Origin of the sequence: Acinetobacter sp. NCu2D-2 (assembly GCF_001647675.1) — a bacterium.
Lineage (GTDB): Bacteria > Pseudomonadota > Gammaproteobacteria > Pseudomonadales > Moraxellaceae > Acinetobacter.
The window spans coordinates 714,815-736,478 of record NZ_CP015594.1; the positions used below are offsets into that span (position 1 = coordinate 714,815).

Genomic DNA, 21,664 nt, shown 5'->3' on the forward strand with positions numbered 1-21,664 from the left:
AATATTTTATAAGTGATTGTAATTAAAAAGATTAAAATTCATGGGTAAGTGTGTATTAAGATTAAAAAAACGACAAAAATGTGTAGATAACTGCATCAGATAACGGCACATTGTCATATAACTGTCATAATTAAATTGAACAATAGATTCATTCTGAATCCTCTATTCCTGCTTGAATGAATTCTAATCAAACTCCCGTAGATTCTGCACAACAATCGGCTCCACAAAAGTCGACCAATGTTCATGTGCCTACACCGAAATTTTTTATGCCGGTGTTTTTAACACTTATTATTTCTACGCTGATTTATATTGGCTTTCAATTAACTGCAGATTTAGCGCACGTTCCGCCTGTTGGTCTTTATTCAATGATCATGTTGGCAACGGCTTTATTTATCGCGCTTAGCTTTGAATTTGTAAATGGCTTCCATGACACAGCCAATGCGGTCGCGACAGTCATTTATACCAATGCACTGTCTGCACCTGTTGCAGTGATGTGGGCTGGCTTTTGTAATTTCCTTGGGGTAATGGTAGCAAGCGGTGCGGTGGCTTACGGGATTATTGCTTTATTGCCTGTTGAACTGATCATGAATGTCGGTTCAGGTGCAGGCTTTGCCATGGTCTTTGCGATGCTGATTGCAGCCATTTTATGGAACTTAGGAACATGGTTCCTTGGTATCCCAGCATCAAGTTCACACACCTTGATTGGTTCAATTTTAGGTGTGGGGATCATGAACTATATCTTACACGCAGGCACAGGTGCTTCGGGTATTGATATGGAACAGGTGCTGAAAGTAGGTAAAGCCCTACTGTTTTCTCCATTGATTGGTTTTGCTTTTGCGGCAGTTTTATTCTTGCTTGTGAAGAAAATCTTCCGTAAACAGCTTGAACTTTTCCAACCGCCTGAAGGTAATAAACCACCACCACCATTGATTCGTGCCATTTTGATCTTCACATGTACAGGTGTAAGTTTTGCGCATGGTTCAAATGATGGTCAAAAAGGTATGGGCTTGATCATGTTAATCTTGATCGGCTGCGTTCCATTGGCATATTCACTGAATAAAAACTTGGATCAAGAACACATTCAGTCATTTAGTCAATTGTCTCAAAATACTGCTCAAGTGATTTATGCGCAGCATGAAGATATTCCTGATGAGCAAGCACGCGCAACGATCACGAAGTATATTCAGACTAAAGAAATTACGCCTGAAGTAGTGCCTGCATTGGCAAGCTTAACTGATCATTTGGGTGAGAAAGTTGGTACTTATAGCAACATCAAAGAAGTACCGGAAGATCAGGTTGCAGAATTCCGTAATGATATGTACTTGAGCACTACAGCGTTTAAACGTTTGGATAAAGCAGATGCTTTACCCGCGATGACGCCTGCTCAAGAAGAAACAGTGAAGGAATATCGTAGCAACCTTGATTCATTCTTACAGTACATTCCGACGTGGGTAAAAGTAGCTACAGCGTTGGCACTTGGTCTAGGTACGATGGTCGGTTGGAAACGTATTGTCGTAACTGTGGGTGAGCGTATTGGTAAAGAGCATATGACGTATGGTCAAGGCATGTCAGCAGAATTAGTCGCAATGTCGACCATTGCTGCAGCTGATGGTTTCGGTATGCCAGTGTCTACCACACACGTTCTTAACTCTGCGGTTGCAGGTACGATGGTTGCGAATAAGTCTGGTCTGAACTTTAAGATGGTCAAATCTATTCTGTCTGCTTGGGTGTTTACACTGCCTGCAACGATCTGTTTATCAGGTGCTTTATATTGGTTATTGCTTAAAGTTTTCTAATTAAATATTTCATAAAAAAACGCTGCCTAGGCAGCGTTTTTTTATGGGTGTCTTTTAAAACGTTTATAGCAAGAAATATAAAGAAGTTGAAACTACACTTCTTAAGGCAAATGAATCTTTTGTTAGATTGATCCTACTTTCTGAGGCTTATTCTCAGCACTATTTGTAACTGCAAATAAAAAAGCCTAACAGTAACTTCCTTGTCACCAAATCATTTAGATTAGTTCGTATATTTGAAAAATTACTTCTTCAACTTACTCAATAATCCTTTTGGTAATTTCTCTTCAGCAAAACCGCAGAGTGCAGCGAATGGTAAAGCTGTGCGCGCCAAATATGCGACACGCCATAAGCCACCGTGATTTGCACCATGCATCATCAATTCTAAAGGATGGTTTAACTCAACTTCAGGGTTTGCGACAGATTTTGGATTGCGTAAATCATGAATCCATAATGCCGCCATAATCGCGTTGGTTGTTTCAGGAGCAAATGCTTCAACATCGAAAATGCTTGCCCCATTAAATGCAGCTTTAAGCAACGGATTCTTGGTCACAGAACGCGTTGTGGTCGAAGGTGCAATATTGATACTGACACGTTGACCATTTTCACGCGCTAATGTTGCACGCCATTGTTGTAAGCGTTTTGCCAACGCGTAGTTTGGACCTTGCTCTACCACTAAACAGTCACAGATTCCGTAAGATTGCTTGCCTGAAAGGTAAAGTTGATACTCACTGCGTTTAAAGAAATGCTGCGCTGAAAGACGAGAAATCCCTTTAGAAATTAACGCATGTGCAGTCGAACGTGTTTGGAATTTATCACGTGATGCATGAATCACTTCTTGTGGAACGGCATAAACATCAGTAGGCGTACACATATACATTAGGCTGGTATTGGCTTTTTGCTCACTAACATATTTCATAATGGCATCCATTGCCATCGAAACACGAACGTGTTTTTCACCATCGAGGTAAGCAATTGCGGCAAGATCTAAATCTTGTTCAAACTGAACTAACCATTTTGCAATTTCAGGTGTTTGGGTTAATAAATTTGCACCGAGTTTAGTTTTTAATAGATCAATTGATGAGTCAGCAGTAATTTGTTCATCACATGGCGCGTAAAGATTAGCGTTACCTTGAGCAACCGTGTCTAAGATCTTTCCCCAAACACGTTCATTGGGTAGGTCAACTGCAACAATATTCGCTTTCCATTTGGATAACCATGTCAGCGGACCAGCCTCAGATGCCGCACCAAACAACACTGTTGTACGGTCAGATAAATCAAACCATTCAGGGTGTGCGATACATTCACGTAAGGCAGCGGCATGACTCGGTTCAACAATGCCACGATCTTCCCAAGTCTGAATTTGCTGGAGTAAATCATCTCCTGAAAGATTTTGTCCATGATAAGGCACATACCATTCAGGCGCTTTATCAGAAGCACCTTTCATTTTGAATGTTTCAAATGCTTGAGTTTCAAGTTGCATCACATCTTTCAGTAGATGCTTTTGACCATTTCGGTAAAATTCAAAATGTTGGTGTGCATATTCCAAACCATTTTTAGCAATGCGAATAGCAGCTTCTGCTGATTCTAAACCTGATTCAACTAATTTTTTGAAATGAACTGGATAATGTTTACGCCATTTTTTTTCTTTTTGCACCGCTTGTGCTGAGTCTGGATTATCAACTTGCAAAGCTGCAGCAAGTAAGGCGCGGCCGAGTTTAGAGGTACTTGGTTTTTCTTGAGTATTGGGGAGAGGGAATTGAAGACCGTCAATTGAAGTGGACATGCAAAATATCTCGTGCTTAACAGCAATTAATATACAGATGTATACATTATCGCTGCTAAGTTTGGCATCAGGTTGGCAATAACTGCCAACCTTTTTGCTTAAATTATTACGAGATATTTCAAGTGATATATAAAATCATTTTGTGCGATTAAAGCGCATCCATAATTTCTTTCAGCATGAATGCGGTATTATTTAATCCTGCGCCTGTGATATACCAAGCATCAGCATTTACATAAATCACTTTTTTATCTTGTAAAGCTTTCGCATTTTTAAGTGCTGGATGTTTCAAAATATTGTCTTGAGCCGTGTATTTTTGAGTGTTCACCGCGCCACGATCAAGCACAATAATATAATCTGGATTTTGCGCGACTGCTTTTTCCAAACGTTTTACATTTGCTGCTGCTTGAAGTGCTTCTGGACTACCTGCTGTAGGGCGAGGTGCATCAGACTTCTCAGAAGGTTCTAAAACTGATTTAAAACCTGCTAAATCATAAACAAAACCAAAACGGTCATTTTCTGCATGTGGCATGAAGTTTTCACCCACTGCAAATAACATAAGTGCAGATTTACCTTTTGTTTTCTTTTTCAGTTCAGCTTGTAGTTGAGAAACACGTTCTAACTTTTCCTGAGCAATCTTCTGCTTAGAATAGGCATTAGCTAAGGTCATTGTGCGTGCTTTTAGATCTTCCAGATAGTTGGACGTATCTGGTGATAAGTTCAAAATAGGGGCAATGGCTTTTAAACTGTCAGCTTTAGATGCTGAGCGTCCGCCTACAATAATTAAATCAGGTTTAGATTTTTGTAAAACAGATGTGTCTGGCTCAAATAAAGTCCCCGCTTTAATATACTTTTCTTGTTGATAACGGTTTAAGTCACCCGAAAAACTTGCAGCTGGTACCAACTGTGCATCAACACCTAATGCATTTAATGTATCAAGTACGGAAAGATCATAAACGGCTAAAGTTTTTGGTGATTGAGCCAAAGAAATACTTTGATCTTTATAATTAAAATTAACCTGCGCAGAGGCACTCATTGCAGTACCTAAACCAAGAATTATCGAAATTGTTAACGTTTTTAAGTTCATAAGTCATCCTCAAATTTTGGCAAAGATTAACATAATTTTTATAAATGAAAATCGTTTACATTCACATTTTCAAAAAAAGAGACCTCTTAGATCTCTTTTCAAGGGTTAAAACGGGAGTTGCATGAGCTTATTCAGGAAGTGGGGGATAAGTCTTGGCTCTAAAATAATGGTCATAATCACACCGTAAGCCGCACCCCATAAATGAGCACTATGGTTGATATTGGTATTGCCACGTTTTCCTGACCAAATACTGTAAGCAACATAAAGAAAAGCAAAGATAATTGCTGGTACTGGAATAAAGAAAACAAAAATTAGTTTCCATGGTTCAAATAAGATATAGGCAAAAAGTACAGCGGAAACAGCACCTGATGCTCCTAAACTTGCCCAGCGGTGATTATTTTTATGTTGAAGATAGCTCGGAAGAATGGCTGCAATCAAACCACCTAAATAAAATAAGACAAAGCCCAGTTCATAAAAGTATTGGCGATAAAAACTTTCAATAATACTGCCAAAAAAGAACAGCGTAATCATATTGAACAGTAAATGCGTACCATCAGCATGAATAAAACCATGTGTGATAAAGCGGTCGTATTGACCTTTTTGTATTGCAGGTGGCCAAAAAATAAGACGGTTCATCACTTGTTCTTTCGAGAAAGCTACAAAAGAGATTAAACAGGTAATAATGATGAGCGTGACTGTATGATTAAAAGGTAAATCAAGCATTTGCAATCGTCTGAAAATGGTTACTTATACAGCATGATGCCATTAAATGAGATTTTATAGTGTTGTTTTATAATAAATCCGACAATTTTAGTTGAATTTTAAATTTTACCCCACATCTTCAGTTAAAATAGCATCTTCAGCTTGAGGAAATAATTGTTATGTCGACTGAGAACAGCAGCACTGCAGTTGCAAGTGAAATTCCAAACTTATTAATTACACCAACTGCACAAGAGTATCTTAAGGATCTTTTAGAAAAACAAAATACACCGGGTATTGGTGTGCGTATTTTTGTTGAACATCCAGGTACACCACGTGCTGAATGTTGTATGGCGTATAGTGCACCTGATGAAGTTGTACCGACAGACTACAAGCAAGAATACCCTGACTTCCCAGCGTTTATTGATGCACCATCAATTCCGTATTTATTAGATGCGGTGATTGACTACAACAAAGACCGTTTTGGTGGTCAATTAACATTCCGTGCACCGAATTCTAAAGTGCCTCGCGTAGGGCCTGATGCTTCAGTCGAAGAACGTATTACTTATGTACTTCAATCTGAAATTAACCCAGGTCTTGCAGGCCATGGCGGTAACTGTGCTTTGGTTAAAGTAAAAGAAGATCCTGAACATGGCTTAACTGCTGTGCTTAAATTTGGTGGTGGTTGCCAAGGTTGTTCAGCAATTGATATCACTTTAAAACAAGGTGTAGAAACAACGCTTAAACAACATATCCCTGAATTGGCTCATGTGATTGATGAAACTGACCACAGTCAATCTGAAGGCGCATATATGAAATAAGCTTTTTTAAGCATTATTTCCAAAAGCTCAGAATTTTCTGGGCTTTTTTTATGAAATTAAAAGTAAATGAGAATAATTATTAATATTAATTGTATTTAATTGAAAATTAGTTACAATGAGCAACATTCCAAACACGATTAATTCACATTTACATTTGATGGGTCTTTAGGTATGACAAAGCCGTATTTAAAATCGACTTTAAGTTTTGCAGTTCTCGCTGCCATGACTGCGACTGTACACGCACAAGAATCTGTAAAAAATGATTCAAATACGACAAAATTAGAAACAATCGTTATTACTGCTGCAGGTTACGAACAAGATGTAGCGCAGGCACCAGCATCTATTACAGTTATCGATCGCAAGGAATTAGATAAAAGAAATTATAATGATATTAATGATGTACTACGCAACACACCAGGGGTTGTAGTTACAGGTAATGGTGCCTCACAAGGAATTAGCATCCGAGGTATGGGTTCAAATTACACACTTTTCTTAGTGAATGGTAAACGTCAGTTTTCTAGAGATGCGAATCCAAATGGAGATGATAACGGTTTTGAAAAAAACATTTTACCTCCAATGGCAGCAGTAGAACGTATTGAGATTATTCGCGGGCCGGCTTCTACACTCTATGGTACTGATGCAATGGGTGGTGTAGTTAACATTATTACTAAAAAAGTATCAGATGAATGGTCTGGTACGGTTGAATTAGGAACTGTTTTACAAGACAGTAATAAATCGGGTGATATTAAAGAGGGATCAGTGTATTTGGCTGGTCCATTATTACAAGATAAATTAGGATTACAACTAGGACTAAATAAGCAAAAGAGAGAAGAAGATAACTATGTAGGTGGTTTCCGTGGTACGGAAAGAGAAAGCCTCAATTCACGCTTAACATACATATTAAATGACAAGCATGACTTAGAGTTTGAAGCTAATTTTGTAAAACAAGAAGGAGAAACTACTGCAGGTAAAACAACAAAATTAGGTGAAAAAGATTCATATTCAAGAAATTATCGTGATGTATATAGTATAACGCATAATGGACAATATAATGATAACGTTGAAAGTGTGTCATTTATTCAGTATGAGAAGTCACGTAACCCAGACCGAAAACATAGCACAAATCCGACAAGCGGAATCGATTTAGAAACTGTATTAGCAAATACGCAGTGGAATTGGACTCTTGGAGAGCATGATTTAACTTTAGGAGCATCTTTTAAAGGTGAAAATCTAGAAGATAAAGCAACGAATAGTAATCCGTTAGTTGGCTTCAAGCCGATTACACGTGATACATACTCTTTATTTGGTGAAGATACTCGGGGCTTAACAGATCGTTTTAGTTTAACCGCAGGTGTGCGTGTTGATTATGATGAAAACTTTGGCGAGCAATTTAGTCCTCGTCTATATGGTGTGTATAACCTAAATGATTCAATGATCGTTAAAGGTGGTGTATCTACAGGTTATAAACAACCGGATATTCGCGCAGTCGCACCAGGTTATTACGCAGCAACTGGTGGTGGGGCTGGTAATGCTGTAATTCGTGCGAATCCTGATTTAAAGCCAGAAGAGTCAGTATCGAGTGAGTTAGGCTTCTATTTAACTCGTGATATTTATAAAGCGTCTTTGACAGGTTTTTATACAGAGTTTAAAAATAAAATTATCGAAGTCCGAGATTGTGAATCTGATCGTATCGATGATAAGTGGGTGGCAAAGCAGTGTGAGTTATTCCCTGGACAAGCTGACTCTCCAATGTATTATTTCATTAGTGATCGATTCAATGTCGATGAAGCCGTAATGTATGGTGCTGAAGCAACATTTGAAGCAGAATTAGCTCCTGGGGTTAACTTATTAACGAACTATACATATACCGAAACTGAGCAAAAATCAGGAAAGTTTAAAGGTCAGCCTTTAAATGAAATGCCCAAACATATGGCAAATTTAACTGTTGATTATGAAATAACGGATGATCTAAATATTTGGAGTCGTTTGCATTATCGAAGTGAAACTTCAAGTTTCTTAGGTCGAGCTTCAATGTCGGACAAGACACCGGGTTATGAATTCCTAGATATTGGTTTAAATTATAACTTTACTGATAACTTAAAAGGAAAATTTGGTGTATATAACGTGTTAAATGAAAAAGCCTTGAGCTCATCTGGTGTACAGGAACTTGATGGTCGACGCTATGGAATTGGATTAGTTGCAAAATTCTAATTCAATCGAAAAAAAGCCGCTTAACGCGGCTTTTTTTATGGAGTTAGCTTAACTGCAAAATCTTTAAAGTTTTTTCTGAATAATAAAATTTTTCGAGATAACGACGCGCACGTCTACGTAAATACTGCTGTGAAATCATCTGCTGAATAATTGGTGTTAATAGCTGATTTAATTCATTCTGCACCAAGGATTCATCAATATTTAAATCACGTAAAAGCTGATCAAATGTATGCTGCTGATTACGGATGTACCATGCATAAACGCCGTCATGGACTTGTTGCTGTAAGTATGGTGTTTGACGCATGAAACCCCAAATTTCATGACCCATTGCAACCGTCTGTGATAAGTCCTGTACTTCAATATAATTTTTAAGTACAGATAAAGGCATACTTTTAATTTTGTGCCAAAGATTGGCTTGGAAGTGATAGAGCTTGTCATCATCAAAGTGCTGATTAAGCACGTTTTCGCTCATTTGGCTGAGTTTTAAAATATTTTTTTGCAAATACTTGGCCACTGCATTATCCAGGTTGGTATCTGTCACATTTTCAAGTACAGATTTGCCCATTTTCATAAAACGTGACACACCAGGGACACTTTTCGCAATAACTGAATTATCTAAATAATCTTGAATAGAATGCTGAATCAACTGCGTGATCATGGCTGAAAAAGCCGGATTATTGACGATAGTTTTGATTAAACGCTGACGATGGCCACTTTTACTTGCAACATATTGTGCAATTTTATCAATGGTCATCACAGGAATCACATCTTCAATTTTTGTTGTTTCATTTGAGGGATGCACGAGCGCAAAACGTATATGCTCTGCAATTTGCTCAATCAAAAAACTACTTGCGGGCGTTGCTAGAATTTGTTTTTGCAATAATGCATTGATGGATTCAAATGACCAAAGCTCTTGCAGTGTTTGCTTACGAAACCACAGATAGAACTGTTGAAACTCGGTTTGAACATTTTCAGAATTAGCAAATGTCTCATCTAAAAAGTCGAGCTGAGCATCAATGAGTTGCTCAATCAAAGGGAGTTTCTGCATAGTCTCTCTGCAATTTAATTTAAAGGAATGAGTTTATCAGCAAGTGGGTTTTTTAGGATCTGTGTCTTGGCAAGGAAAGGTAAATAATACTGTGCAACTTGTTTTTCTGCTTCAAGAATGGGCATATGACCGACATTATTGAGAATAATCGGCGTTTCTGGGCGTTTAAGCAAACCATAAAGTTCTTTTGCGACTTCAAAATTAAAAATACGGTCCTGTTTGCCCCATAAAATCAAAGTCGGTGCTTCAATCGTTCGCGTTAAACGTGCAAAAGACTCTGGCGTATAAAGTCGACTGAGCATCACGACTTGATCGACAGCTTTTAAAGTTGTTGCTGATTTTGAAATCAGTAATTTTTCTTGTGCAGATTTATATTGATAGGGAATTTGCGGAGGGTTTTCCATGAGCTGACGTGATACATCATCTAAATCTCCCGCTTTGGTCACAATCAAATTTTTTAAAGTCTGCGGATTTTTGGTATAGGGGGTATTGGCAAGTTTATAAATGCCAGCGCTATTAAGTAAAAATAAGCTTTGGGTATCAAATGGATATTGTGATGCATACACAGTTGCAATTGAGCCACCCAATGAGTGACCGGCAATATTTAAGTTTTCATCGATATTTAAAGTTTCAATAAAATTGCGCAGTTCAGAGGTTACATTTGGAATAGAGAAATCAAAATCACGTGGGGTTCTGGTCTCACCATTGGTAGGTAGGTCAGGAATAATTACATGATAGCTTGGCGTTAAAAACTTCGCGACACGGTTCCAGTCATCTTTAGAACCTGCCAAACCATGAATTAAAATAATCGTCGATTTATTTTTTACACCGCCTTCATTATAGCTCCAGACCATGTCTCCAACTTTCAGTGTTTTTGTGGTGAGACCTGCAATTGCTCTTTCCTGAGCTAAATATTGCTGTAGGGTTTTTTGAGTGGATTCTGAGAGTGCAGCATGGCTCAAAGTAGCAAGGGGCAGGAAACTTAAGCCAAAAGTCAGACTTAAAGCGAATTTAGAAAAAATACTCATATGCGATTTATTTTTTTTCATCATTGGTGTTTTCCCCAGTGTTTAAAGCGCAGATTCGTGCTTATTCTTCTATTATCAAATGACCATTTATAGAATTGGTAAAATAATCTGATTGATTAGATCTCTTGCGAAAGTTAATTTAAGAGCATCCAATTCACCATTCCAGCAATTAAATTCATTCTTAGACCAAAGCGTTTCCGTCTATTTCTATAGCGTTCTGTTAATATCCGAAAATGTTTAAGTTTGCCGTTGATATGTTCAATTGTGATCCTACGCCGACTGATTTCTTGGTTGATCTGTTTTGCTATTTGGGGTAATGATAAATTCTTAGGTTTCTTGATGGGAATGAGTAACTTACTCTTAATCTGATGAAATCCTTTATAGGCTAAATCTGCCATGATACAAGGATAAATGACCATCTCCTTCAAATACTTACGCGCAATCGTCAGATCGTGTTTTCTGCCATCTTCAATCTGTATACTTACAATTTGCTTTAATTTTGGGTTAAAAATGACCTGTGTTTTTAGCGTATGTTTCTTCTTTTTACCGCTATAGAATTTTCTTTGTTTTTTTGGGACGCTCAATCTGTGACTCAGTGACATCAACGATTACATAATCCTCCTCACTAAACTTTTGATTCCTTTTAGGCAATGCGAAAATCCGTGATTGAATCAGAGCCTTTTCAACTTTCTGAATCGTACGATTCACATTACTTTCAGCTAGGTTATAGTCGGCGGATAACTCAATTTGAGTTCTATAACAGCGTAAGTAATTTAAAGTTAACAACAATTGATCCTCTAAACACAACGAATGAGGTCTTCCAGATTTTTTCTTGGCAAGTTCAGCGTGTTGTAACACTGATACCATTTTTAAGAATAATGGACGAGGAACGCCAACAAGTCGTTTAAATTCCCCATCATTAAATCTAGTTAAATTTTCATATTTCATGGGACTAGTATAAACAATTTTTTACTTTCGCAAGAGGTCTATTCTATTCTAATTAATTTATAATTAATGTCACGAATGAGTTTATAGATTCAGATAAAATATTACATAAAAATGTGAAATATCGCTAGATGTTTTATCGTGAATGTGATGCTTTTAAAATGAACTTATTTTAATCAGCTACATGTTTTGCAAGTGACAATCAAATAGGCTGGTATTACTATAATACAACTTAAAACATCGGTGGTAATAGAAGAATGCTCACAGCTCAAGAAGCTTTAGAACGTCTCAAACAGGGTAACCAACGTTTCGTAAACGGACAAATGGCGCATGTGAAGATGTTATCCCATCAAGAACGTGCAGAAATGGCAGAAAGCCAAGAGCCATTTGCCATTGTTTTAGGTTGCTCAGATTCACGCGTACCTGCAGAAATGGTTTTTGACCAAGGTTTAGGTGATCTATTTGTAATTCGTGTTGCAGGGAATATCGTTGCACCATCACAAGTAGGTAGTGTGGAATTCGCAGCGGAAAGCTTTGGTTGCCCAGTCGTAATTGTATTAGGTCATACGCATTGTGGCGCGATTAAATCGACCATCAATGCACTCACCAATCCAACGACGCCACCATCTGCAAACTTGATGTCAATTGTGAATCGTGTTCGTCCATCGGTTGAAATTCTGCTACAAACTGAATTAAAAGACGATTTGAAAAAATTATCTCAACATGCTGTACGTTCAAACGTATTTGCATCTGTAAATCAGCTTCGCCACGGTTCAGCAGTATTAGAAAGTTTAATTTCTAAAGGTCAGTTAAAAGTGGTGGGTGCGGAGTACTCATTAGAAACTGGCGAAGTGACTTTCTACGATTTCTAAAATATAAAATTTAAAAACTTAAAGGCGCTTTATAAAGCGCCTTTAATATATGGATAAGCTGAATTTAGTAAAATACTTTGGGCTTTGGCATTGGGGTGAATTAAATCACTTTGCATTAGAGTTTTATTGCCAGCCACACCCTCTAAGAAAAATGGCAATAATTTGACCTGATACTTTTGGCTGACAACTTTATAATTATTTTCAAATGCTTTGCTGTATGCCTGTCCATAATTTGGTGGGATTTTCATTCCAAATAAAATCACCTTGGCTTTGGCATTTTGACTTTGTTTGACCAAGCTTTCTAAATTTTTTTGTATTGCTTGTGGCGGCTGCCCGCGAAGTCCATCATTCCCACCTAATTCAATCACCACAATATTCGGACGATATGTCTGTAATAATTTAGGAAGTCTTGCCAGTGCACCACTGGTAGTTTCACCACTCACACTTGCATTGACCACTTTGTGTTGTTTGGGATACTGTTGAGCTAGACGTTTATCTAACAAACTCACCCAAGTCTGAGCAGGTGACATGCCATAGCCTGCACTAATGCTATCACCTAAAATCATGATAGTTTTGGCATAACTGAGATTAGTCAGTAGACAAGCACTGATCAGCATTAAACTGAAAAATAACCTTTTGCGAATAACTCGAATAGACATAACAAGGACACGTATGGTTCAGAACAATCCAGAATCCATCATGCCACAAGTCATCATTGCTGCCCAATCTTTGAGCCAAAAGATACAACTTCCACACAAGCAACTCAGTATTTTTGAAGATCTCAATCTTGAAATTTATGCAGGTGAGCAGGTGGCGATTACAGGCCGATCAGGCTCTGGTAAGTCTACGTTATTGGGGATTTTAGCGACCTTGGATCAAGCCAGTTCTGGACAACTTCACATCTGCGGTCAAGAGATTTCTATACTGAGTGAAGAGCAGCGCGCACGTGTCCGTCTTGAGAATATCGGCTTTGTGTTCCAATCTTTTCAATTATTGCCGCATCTCACAGCGCTCGAAAATGTCATGCTTCCACTGCGTTTACAGCCTGATTTTAAATATAGCAAAGCGGAAAAAACGGCATTAGCTCTTTTAGAAAAGGTGGGATTAGCACGTCAAGCACAGCAAACCCCTAAGGTCTTATCGGGTGGTGAACAGCAACGGGTTGCGATTGCCCGTGCGTTGGTGAGTCAACCCCAAATCATCTTTGCTGATGAGCCGACAGGGAATTTAGATGGACAAACAGCACAAGAGATCGAACAGCTTTTATTTAGCCTCAATCAAGAAACGGGGACGACCTTGGTATTGGTCACGCATGATGTGAAACTTGCAGCGCAGTGCCAACGTCATTTGCAATTGCAGGATGGAAAACTGATTGAACAAATGCAGGGAGGATGAAGATGAATGATTTATTTCATCCTTTACTGAAACAAAGTTTTCAAAGTACAGGCATCTATCTATTAATCATCGCGCTGACACTTGCTATTAGTGCGACTACAGCACTTAAATTTAGTAATCAACAAATTCAAAATGCTGTGACATTACAGGCCGCTGAAATGCTGGCGGGCGATTTACTCCTCAGTGATAACCAACCAATTCCAAATGAATGGCGAGATCAAGCAACGCAATTGGGATTAGAACAATCTGAAGTAACAGTCTTTAGTTCCATGGCGTCGACTTCAGATAAATTTGTCATGGTTAATGTCAAAGCGGTGGATACTCATTTCCCGCTCAGAGGTGAGATCACTGTTTCACCCTCGCAAAAAGGACTAAACGCTGGTGAAATTTGGCTTAGTCCACGTGCTATGCAACTGTTGAAAGTCAATATTGGGGATCAAGTTCAAATTGCAGATGCAAGTTTTCAACTCAGTGCAGAAATTGTGCGTGATTCAAACCAAGAATTGGGTTTTGGTGGGTTTTCACCTACCGTGATGATTGCACAAAGTGAAGTTGCACGAACCAATGCAATTCAGGTGGGAAGCCGAATTGATTATCGACTATTACTTGCAGGAACGCCGCAGCAAACACAGCGTTTTGAACACATATTTAGAACGAAGTTCCCTGATCAACAAGAACTCTCCAATCAGGAAGCTACCATTCAAAGTTTAAAACTGCGTAATGCTGCAGAAGGTAATTCTCGCTTAATCAAACCGATTGCCAATTTAGATACCTTCCTACAATTGGCGAATATTTTGACTATTTTATTATGTGGCATTGCCATTGCTTTAACTGCGCAACGTTATGTACAACAAAATCAGGATCATATTGCTTTAATGCGCTGTATGGGAGCAAGTCGACAGCAGATTTTAAAAGCCTATGTGGTGCTACTGGTTTTAATCATTGCTATAGCTATTGTATTGGGCACAGTTATCGGTATTGGTTTGGGGTTTGGTTTGCTGCAACTGATGATGCAATTGATCCCAAACCTCATCATTACATTTTCTGTTAAGAGTTTAATTGTTGGGCCGTTGCCTATCGCCATTCTTACCAGTGCCGTTGTATTGATTGGATTTGTCTTACCCAATCTATGGCAACTCATGAATACTGCGCCGATTCGTGTGATCCGTCAGCAAGAAAAATCAGTACATACCTTGCTATGGACTTTAGCGACGGGTTTAGTCAGTTTAATTATGTTTAGTCTAATACTGACAGAAAATATAGTCCTGAGTGCTTGGGTGATGGGCGCAATTATCCTACTTTGTGCAGTGCTGTATTTAACGGTGTGGTTATTTCTACGCGGGATGAAGCAGCTCAAACTTGGTGCTTCAGCTTATATTAGAACACCCTCGCAAACTGCTTTACAGATTACCGCTTTAGCGCTAGGGCTGAGTCTGATTAGTGTACTTGTCGTACTTCGTACCGATTTACTTGAAAGATGGCAGCAACAGTTACCTGAGGGAACTCCCAATCAATTTGTTTATGGCTTACCCCCCTTTGAAATGCCTGAACTAGCCGCCAAGCTCAAACAAAACCAATGGGAAAGTACACCGTTATATCCGAATATTCGGGGGCGTTTAGTAGAGAAAAATGGCAAAGCATTTAGTGCAGATTTAGTACGTACAAATAACACATTACAGCGTGAGCTAAATCTGACCCAATCAGATACTTATCCAAAAGACAATGTCATCTTGAAAGGCGAGCCTTTACTCAAGCATCCAGGAGAAGTTTCGGTGGAAGCCAAAACTGCGCAAGAGTTGGGGATTCAAATTGGAGATCGTTTAACGTTTAACTTACCTGAAGGCCCTTTACAGGCAAAAGTAGTGAATTTACGCAGTGTCGAATGGGAGAGTTTTAGCCCGAATTTCTTTTTTATTTTTCACCCAAAGACTATGGATGTAAATGCGGGCAGTTATTTAGGCAGTTTTTATGTACCTGAAGTGGATAAACCTAAGCTCATCAATCTGATCCAACAGTTTGCAACCACTGTTTTTATTGATGTCAGTTTAATCTTAGATGAAGTAAAACGTATCGTAAATGTCCTGGTTCAAGTGGTGACGCTTTTGGCACTCTTAGTGAGTATTTCAGGATTTTTGGTCTTAATTGCTTGTCTGAACTTACTGATGGATGAACGAAAAAAAGAAGTGGCTTTATTACGTGCATTTGGCAGCTCTAAAACAAAAATCAAAAGTATGTTGACGCTTGAGATTGGCTGTATTGGATTTATTTCAGGCGTTGTGGCTTGTGTATTCGCTGAAATTATCAGTGCTGTTGCTAGCTATAAGATGGAACTGAGTATTCAACTACATTATGAAATTTGGGTAGTCTTGCCGCTCTTAATGACGTTATTGTGTGCTTTGATCGGACGTTATCGACTCAGTTACCTAGCTCAAATTCCACCTTTACAAAGTTTAAGAGAAATCGGGCAATAGCCCGATTTTTTTATGGAGATATCTTAGAGAGACAGTTGCTGTTCCATCAACTGCAAAATTTCTTGCCAAAGTGGCTGAATAGGTTGAATCAATGCAAGGTTATAGCGATATAACAAAACACATAAACCAATACCCAAGATGATGCCGATGATTTGCAGAGTTTTTGTTTTATGCCATTTATGACTGAGATACCAAACTAAGCTTAAGACAGCACCCATGATCATGCCACCAATATGGGCAGCGTTATTAATTCCACTAATCATAAAGCCCATCATGAGGTTAATGCCCATCACTAAAAGTAATGTCTTTTTATCTAAGATAAAACGCTGTGTTGGTAGAACAGGAAATAAGGAGAGTACAGTCAATGCACCACCTAGTCCCATCACTGCACCTGAAGCACCAGCACTGACTGCAGGTAGTAATTGAGGATTTGCTACTCCACCTTCAAGAAGTGCATAACTGTCCTGAATGCTCATATATCCACTGACTAAGCTTCCCATTAACCCAGCAAGGAGATACATAGCAATAAAATAGCGACGTCCATAGAGCTGTTCAGCAACACTACCAAAGATATACAAAGCCCACATATTCAGCATCAGGTGAATAAAGCCAAAATGAAAAAACATGCTTGTAAACAGGCGGATGGGTTCCACTAAATACGTTAAAGGCGCATAATCGGCACCCCAATGAATCGCATCTTGTGTACTGGGTTGATTCAAATCCATGCCGTTTATAGCTTGTAATAAAAACAGCCCAACATTAATGGCAATCAACAATGCACTAAACCACCAAAGATGAATTTCAGGTTTTGAATGGATGCGTGGGGGAGAATACTCAGACATGCTTTTCTTTTGCTGTGGTTCTTTATTTCGAATAAGCTTAACACGAAACCGAATTCTCAGGAGTAACTCGCTGACATGAAAGCTTTCTTGCTACGTACTTTCTTACTCTTGATCAGTATTGTGCTATTGATTCAACTGTGGATCTTTGCAAGTTTGGCTTGGTGGCGGACTCATCCTGTTGAAACCACCATGATGATGCGTATCGACTATTGGACAGAACCCAGTAAGCCCATTCAGCATCAATGGCGTCCATATGATGAAATCAGTACCAATCTAAAAAAAGCCATTGTGACTGCTGAAGATGGCAAATTTATCCATCATCATGGTTTTGACTGGGATGGTATTCAAACAGCATTGAATAAAAATCGAGATCAAGGAAAAGTTGTGGCTGGTGGTTCAACCATTTCACAGCAATTGGCGAAGAATTTATTTTTATACAATAAGCGTTCTTTTGTACGTAAAGGTCAGGAAGCTGTCGCTACATGGATGATGGAGCGTATGTGGTCGAAGCAGCGGATTCTTGAGGTATATTTAAACTCAATTGAGTTTGGAAATAATATCTACGGGGTTGAGGCAGCAGCGAAACATTACTTTGGTAAAACCTCAAAAAGTTTGACCAAAGACCAAGCCATTTTCTTGGCTGCGATTTTAACCAATCCTAAATATTTTGAAGATCATCGCCATGCTGATGGTTTAAAAGCACGTAAGCAAATGATTCGTCGCTATATGCGTTATGCTGAATTACCTTAATGTAAAAAATCTTATAAAAAGCCCGATATTCGGGCTTTTTTTTATGAAATTGTCATGTTTTTGAAGCATACTGAAAGCAGTACTTTAGATTTAAAAACATAGCACAGGTTCAATATGAATACGGCAACGAGCACTACACCCGTCGACACAGAATATACCTACAATGATCGTTATATTAATCGTGAGCTATCGATTTTAGATTTCCACTTGCGTGTATTGGAGCAGGCGGTTGATCCGTTGCATCCTTTGCTCGAACGTATGAATTTCTTACTGATTTTTTCACGAAATTTAGATGAATTTTTTGAAATTCGCGTTGCAGGTATCTTAGAACAACTCGACTTGGGTAATGAAAGCCGAAGCCCAGACGGATTAACCCCGAAACAAGTTTTAGAGCAAATTTCGCAAACGGCTCATGCTGCCATTGAACGCCAATACCGCATTTTAAATGAAGAAATATTACCGAAGTTACGTGAGGAGGATATTTGCTTCTTGCGTCGTGGTGAGCTGACACCCGCACAGTCGGCATGGGTGAAAAAATATTTCCAAGAACAAGTTGCACCTGTATTAACCCCAATTAGCCTTGACCCTGCACATCCATTCCCACGTTTGGTGAATAAATCACTGAACTTTATTGTCACGCTTGAAGGGAAGGATGCCTTTGGTCGTCAAATTGATTTGGCCGTTGTACCAGCACCACGCTCTTTACCACGTGTTGTGCGCTTACCTGATGAGCTGACAGGTGGTAAAGAGCATCATGTAATGTTATCTGCCATTATTCATGAACATGTTTCTGATTTGTTCCCTGGTATGACGGCGACAGGGTGTTATCAATTCCGTGTGACCCGTAATGCCGATTTAGCATTAAATGAAGACGTTGAAGACTTAGCGATTGCGTTAAAAGGCGAACTTAACTCACGCCGTTTTGGTCGTGCAGTGCGTTTAGAAGTCACTGAAAACTGTCCTGAACATATTTATAAATACTTGCTGGATGAGTTTGATCTAGAACTGGAACAGCTTTATAAAGTTGAAGGTCCGGTCAATTTAGCGCGTCTTTTAACCAATTTTAAACGTCCGCATTTACGTTATGACTCACATACGCCCATCGTTCCAAAGGCGTTAAAAAAATCTGAAAATGTCTTTGCAGCGATGCAGAAGCAAGACATCTTACTTCACCATCCGTTTGAATCTTTCTCGCCTGTGATTTCACTGTTACGTGAAGCTGCACGCGATCCGCAAGTCCTTGCAATCAAACAAACCTTGTATCGTAGTGGTGCAAATTCTGAAGTAGTGCAACTCCTTGCTGAAGCGGCACGAAATGGTAAAGAGGTAACAGCGGTTATTGAGCTTCGTGCTCGTTTTGATGAAGAATCGAATATTGCAGTTGCTAATGTGCTACAGGAAGCAGGCGCTGTCGTGGTATATGGCATCGTGGGTTATAAAACGCATGCCAAAATGATTCTTGTGGTGCGCCGTGAGAACAATAAACTAGTGCGTTATGTGCATTTAGGCACAGGTAACTACCATGCGATGAATGCCCGAATCTATACCGATTATGGTTTGATGACCACAGATAAAGATTTGTGTGAGGATGTACATCGTATTTTCCAAGAGCTTACAGGTATGGGAAAAATGGCCAAGCTGAAAAAGCTGTTGCATGCGCCGTTTACCTTACATGCCCAATTAATTCATTATATTGATAATGAAATTGCCAATGCTCAAGCGGGTAAACAGGCGCATATTATTGTTAAAGTCAATGCACTCACTGAACTGCAATTGATTAACAAGCTCTATGAAGCCTCACAAGCAGGGGTGAAAATTGATCTGATCATTCGTTCGATTTGCTGCTTACGTCCAGGGCTTCCGGGTTTATCTGAAAATATTAAAGTACGTTCAATCGTGGGTCGTTTCCTTGAACATACCCGTGTTTATTACTTTAGCAATAATGGTAATGCCAAGATTTATTGTTCGAGTGCCGATTGGATGGATCGTAATTTATTCAATCGTGTCGAAGCGTGTTTCCCAATTGAAGATGAAGCATTGAAAAAGCGCATCTATCAACAAGGATTATTGAATTACTTGAAAGATAATCAGCAAGCATGGTTATTACAAAGTGATGGAACTTGGGTACGTGTTCAAGCGGCTGAGGGTGAAGAACCGCATAATGCACAGCGCAAGTTACTCGAAAGTATTAAATAATAAAGGAGAGGCTACGATATGTGGCCTCTTTTTTTATGCAGAGATTTTTTGATAAATCTTTCGAACGATATTTTGGGCGTGAAAATCTTTTAATTGCATACGCTCTAAGATATCGCGAAAAGCAAGGTTTTGACTTACAAATGCTAAGAGCTGTAATTCACTGGCTGTGAATTGAGTTTTTAAATGCGCATCTAATCGGATTTGTTCTAATAGATAGTTTGCAAGCGTAGGATGCAAATAGGCACCGCCACGAAGTGCGATTTTCAAAGTTTCAGCCATTTGAGGAATAGTATCTTCTTGCACCATATAACTATGGATTCCGTAGCGTAATGCCGAATAAATGACAGATGCTGCTGGAGTTTTAAAAATAACAATAAAATGGTCTGAATAATATTGTTGTTTTAGTTTGGGAATATGGATGACATCATGTGCATCTTCAATAACATATAAAATAAGATTGGGTGCATGTCTTTCAATGATTGGGCTTGCTGCCTGAATATCATCTGCGTAAATCACCATATCAGCCCGATAGCCGAGATGATCAATCATGCTGTTTATTTTATTGAGTTCGACCTGTACAGAGGGACGTACAATAACAATAGGTACAGGGAGTAAGAGTGCCACGGCATGTACTTCTAGTGAATCAATAAAATGAAGTTCACTGTGCACGATTTTGAAACAATTACCTATCCCAATAATTAGGTATTTATTGGGTGAAACTGAAATATTTTCAGCTTAAAAGAAGATATATACCGAATAAGAAAATTAAAGCGATAAAAAAAGGAGCATCGAAGTGCTCCTTTTTCTTAAATCATGATTAGTGACGGCAAATCTTTTGCAGAATTTGTAGTAGTACGTCAAATTCGCTTTGTAGCGGTGTACTTTTACGTGTTACCAATGCCAATGTACGGCTTGGAGCAGCATTGATTGGTTTAACGTGCAAATCAGGATTTGATTTGATCATGTTGGTATGGATTGAAATCTCAGGCAAGAGTGTAAAGCCAAGATCACTTGAAACCATCTCAATCAGCGTAGGTAAAGAACTTGCTTTTAAACGATGATCATTTTTACGTTCGCCAATTGGACATGCACTTAAAGCATGATCACGTAAACAATGACCTTCTTCGAGTAACATTAAACGTGACAAATCTAATTCATCTAAAGTAGTTGCTTTAGCGGCATTTAGATCTGATTTGTGGTGAACCACATATAAGTTTTCTTTAACAATCTCAGCAACTTTTAAACTGCGTGTGTCGAAAGGTAGGGCAAGAACAACCATATCAAGGTTACCATGCTCTAATTTCTCAACAATTTTTTCACTTTGCGCTTCATGCAAATGCAATTGGATTTTTGGTAATTGCTTATGCACTTCTTCAAGTAATTGCGACAAAATAAATGGAGCAATAGTCGGAATGACACCAAGGTGTAAATCACCTGTTAATGGTTCACTCATTTCGCGGCTTAAACGCATTAGATCTTGCGCATCTGCCAATAGAACACGGGCACGAGCAACAACTTGTTCACCAAGGGGCGTTAATCGAACATTTTGGCGATCGCGTTCAACAAGTACGCCACCAAGTAAACGTTCTAGCTCCATAATCCCACCAGACAAAGTCGATTGGGTTACAAATGAACGGCGAGCAGCTTCTGTAAAATGCAGCGTCTCAGACAGCGTTACGAGGTATGACAGCTGTCTTAGGGATGGTAATGCAGCCATAGTGTC

At 38.9% G+C, this 21,664-nt stretch carries 18 protein-coding genes; 8 read left to right on the top strand and 10 right to left on the bottom strand.

Annotated elements, in window-relative coordinates; translation table 11 throughout:
• The first annotated feature begins 176 nt into the window (after window positions 1–176).
• Window positions 177–1,796, top strand: coding sequence for an inorganic phosphate transporter (locus A3K93_RS03300; protein WP_067728908.1), 1,620 nt, complete (start codon window positions 177–179; stop codon window positions 1,794–1,796).
• Between the two features lie 241 nt (window positions 1,797–2,037).
• Here A3K93_RS03300 and A3K93_RS03305 read toward each other — a convergent pair whose 3' ends face one another.
• The 3 genes from A3K93_RS03305 to A3K93_RS03315 all read right to left on the bottom strand — a co-directional run bounded on the left by A3K93_RS03305 (window position 2,038) and on the right by A3K93_RS03315 (window position 5,386).
• Complete coding sequence (locus tag A3K93_RS03305) at window positions 2,038–3,579, bottom strand: hypothetical protein (RefSeq protein ID WP_067728910.1); 1,542 nt, start codon at window positions 3,577–3,579, stop codon at window positions 2,038–2,040.
• Window positions 3,580–3,727: 148 nt separating this feature from the next.
• Window positions 3,728–4,663: an ABC transporter substrate-binding protein gene (locus A3K93_RS03310; RefSeq protein WP_067728912.1), complete on the bottom strand. Its 936-nt coding sequence runs from the start codon at window positions 4,661–4,663 to the stop codon at window positions 3,728–3,730.
• A gap of 105 nt (window positions 4,664–4,768) precedes the next feature.
• Window positions 4,769–5,386, bottom strand: a complete 618-nt coding sequence (locus tag A3K93_RS03315) for a rhomboid family intramembrane serine protease (RefSeq protein ID WP_067728914.1) — start codon at window positions 5,384–5,386, stop codon at window positions 4,769–4,771.
• Between the two features lie 158 nt (window positions 5,387–5,544).
• Between A3K93_RS03315 and nfuA the strand changes: the two genes are divergently transcribed.
• Window positions 5,545–6,183 (top strand): Fe-S biogenesis protein NfuA, encoded by a 639-nt coding sequence (gene nfuA, locus A3K93_RS03320; protein ID WP_067728916.1) that lies wholly within the window; start codon window positions 5,545–5,547, stop codon window positions 6,181–6,183.
• Window positions 6,184–6,354: 171 nt separating this feature from the next.
• On the top strand, window positions 6,355–8,394 hold the full coding sequence (locus A3K93_RS03325) for a TonB-dependent receptor domain-containing protein (RefSeq protein ID WP_067728918.1): 2,040 nt from the start codon (window positions 6,355–6,357) through the stop codon (window positions 8,392–8,394).
• 43 nt (window positions 8,395–8,437) lie between these two features.
• Here the strand turns inward: A3K93_RS03325 and A3K93_RS03330 are convergent, their stop codons facing one another.
• The 3 genes from A3K93_RS03330 to A3K93_RS14630 all read right to left on the bottom strand — a co-directional run bounded on the left by A3K93_RS03330 (window position 8,438) and on the right by A3K93_RS14630 (window position 11,418).
• Window positions 8,438–9,442 (bottom strand): hypothetical protein, encoded by a 1,005-nt coding sequence (locus A3K93_RS03330; RefSeq protein ID WP_067728920.1) that lies wholly within the window; start codon window positions 9,440–9,442, stop codon window positions 8,438–8,440.
• A 14-nt stretch (window positions 9,443–9,456) separates the two neighbouring features.
• Window positions 9,457–10,491 (bottom strand): alpha/beta fold hydrolase, encoded by a 1,035-nt coding sequence (locus tag A3K93_RS03335; protein ID WP_081408545.1) that lies wholly within the window; start codon window positions 10,489–10,491, stop codon window positions 9,457–9,459.
• 113 nt (window positions 10,492–10,604) lie between these two features.
• A protein-coding gene (locus tag A3K93_RS14630) for an IS5 family transposase (protein ID WP_442855646.1) occupies window positions 10,605–11,418 on the bottom strand; the annotation gives its coding sequence in 2 pieces (ribosomal slippage) (window positions 10,605–11,037 and window positions 11,036–11,418; 816 coding nt in all).
• Window positions 11,419–11,672: 254 nt separating this feature from the next.
• Between A3K93_RS14630 and A3K93_RS03350 the strand changes: the two genes are divergently transcribed.
• Window positions 11,673–12,287 (top strand): carbonic anhydrase, encoded by a 615-nt coding sequence (locus A3K93_RS03350; RefSeq protein WP_067728924.1) that lies wholly within the window; start codon window positions 11,673–11,675, stop codon window positions 12,285–12,287.
• Between the two features lie 29 nt (window positions 12,288–12,316).
• Here A3K93_RS03350 and A3K93_RS03355 read toward each other — a convergent pair whose 3' ends face one another.
• Window positions 12,317–12,946 (bottom strand): arylesterase, encoded by a 630-nt coding sequence (locus A3K93_RS03355; protein WP_067728927.1) that lies wholly within the window; start codon window positions 12,944–12,946, stop codon window positions 12,317–12,319.
• 13 nt (window positions 12,947–12,959) lie between these two features.
• Between A3K93_RS03355 and A3K93_RS03360 the strand changes: the two genes are divergently transcribed.
• Both A3K93_RS03360 and A3K93_RS03365 read left to right on the top strand, forming a co-directional pair.
• Window positions 12,960–13,682, top strand: coding sequence for an ABC transporter ATP-binding protein (locus tag A3K93_RS03360; protein ID WP_067728929.1), 723 nt, complete (start codon window positions 12,960–12,962; stop codon window positions 13,680–13,682).
• Between the two features lie 2 nt (window positions 13,683–13,684).
• On the top strand, window positions 13,685–16,153 hold the full coding sequence (locus A3K93_RS03365) for an ABC transporter permease (protein WP_067728931.1): 2,469 nt from the start codon (window positions 13,685–13,687) through the stop codon (window positions 16,151–16,153).
• Between the two features lie 23 nt (window positions 16,154–16,176).
• Here the strand turns inward: A3K93_RS03365 and A3K93_RS03370 are convergent, their stop codons facing one another.
• On the bottom strand, window positions 16,177–16,995 hold the full coding sequence (locus A3K93_RS03370; protein WP_067728933.1) for a rhomboid family intramembrane serine protease: 819 nt from the start codon (window positions 16,993–16,995) through the stop codon (window positions 16,177–16,179).
• A gap of 75 nt (window positions 16,996–17,070) precedes the next feature.
• Here A3K93_RS03370 and mtgA point away from each other — a divergent pair, with 75 nt between their 5' ends.
• Window positions 17,071–17,745, top strand: a complete 675-nt coding sequence (gene mtgA, locus A3K93_RS03375; RefSeq protein WP_067728935.1) for a monofunctional biosynthetic peptidoglycan transglycosylase — start codon at window positions 17,071–17,073, stop codon at window positions 17,743–17,745.
• A 114-nt stretch (window positions 17,746–17,859) separates the two neighbouring features.
• Window positions 17,860–19,941, top strand: a complete 2,082-nt coding sequence (gene ppk1 / locus A3K93_RS03380; RefSeq protein WP_067728937.1) for a polyphosphate kinase 1 — start codon at window positions 17,860–17,862, stop codon at window positions 19,939–19,941.
• A gap of 33 nt (window positions 19,942–19,974) precedes the next feature.
• On the opposite strand, the gene A3K93_RS03385 is transcribed toward ppk1, so the two are convergent.
• Together A3K93_RS03385 and oxyR are read right to left on the bottom strand one after the other, a co-directional pair.
• Window positions 19,975–20,610: a response regulator transcription factor gene (locus tag A3K93_RS03385; RefSeq protein WP_081408505.1), complete on the bottom strand. Its 636-nt coding sequence runs from the start codon at window positions 20,608–20,610 to the stop codon at window positions 19,975–19,977.
• Between the two features lie 148 nt (window positions 20,611–20,758).
• On the bottom strand, window positions 20,759–21,658 hold the full coding sequence (gene oxyR, locus A3K93_RS03390; protein ID WP_067728939.1) for a LysR family transcriptional regulator OxyR: 900 nt from the start codon (window positions 21,656–21,658) through the stop codon (window positions 20,759–20,761).
• Between the last annotated feature and the right edge of the window lie 6 nt (window positions 21,659–21,664).